The sequence below is a fragment of the Oleiphilus sp. HI0125 genome, from assembly GCF_001635355.1.
In genome coordinates, this window is sequence record NZ_LWGF01001283.1 from 1 (window position 1) to 810 (window position 810).

At 43.8% G+C, this 810-nt stretch carries 1 protein-coding gene; it reads left to right on the plus strand.

Annotated features, from left to right (window positions below; genetic code table 11):
• A partial coding sequence (locus A3762_RS22285) for an asparagine synthetase B (protein WP_231878897.1) occupies positions 1-810 on the plus strand: 810 nt, incomplete at both ends.

Sequence of the window (810 nt, forward strand, 5' to 3'; positions counted from 1 at the left end):
TTGGAGAAAAAGATTTGTTTTGGTTCTGAAATAAAAGCCTTGGAAAAACTTGCCGCAACTTCAAATGACTTAAATGCTCCCAAGTTGCATGAATGGTTTTATTACGGCAATGCCTTAGGCCGTGAAACTCTTTTGAAGGGTGTCGAAAGAGTCATGCCCGGTACCTATGTCGTGATTGATTGTGGGTCGCATTGTATTGATGAACAGAGATATTGGTCTGTTCGTAGCTCGCTTCCTGAGAAAGCTAATTCACAGGTCCTGAGTGAAGATGAAACGGTTATCAAAGTGCGAGAATTATTGAATTCTGCAGTCAAACGCCAGTTGGTTAGCGATGTGCCTGTTGGGGTATTTTTGTCAGGCGGAATTGATTCAAGTGCAATTACCGCGTTTGCTGCACAAGAGCTTGGTTCTGATTTAAGCACTTATTCCGTTAAGTTCGATTATGACAAAGGCATCAACGAGCTGCCTAGGGCTCGGCAGGTTGCCGAGATGTATGGCACGAATCATCATGAATTTGAGATTGGTGGATATGACGTTGCAGATACGGTCGTTAAGATGGTCGAACATCATGATCATCCTTTTTCTGATGCTGCCAATATCCCTCTTTTTCTACTTTCCCAGCAGGTGGGAGATAAGACGAAAGTCATTCTCCAAGGTGATGGTGGCGATGAGTTGTTTGCTGGGTACCAGCGGTACAATACCTTAGCTAATTTTCGAAGAATGAAGTTGCTCGCTCACGTTGGCAGTGTGGTGAATAAGTTTTTACCAGAAAATGCAAGGTCGCACTCTCGACAGAGGTATATTGATGCC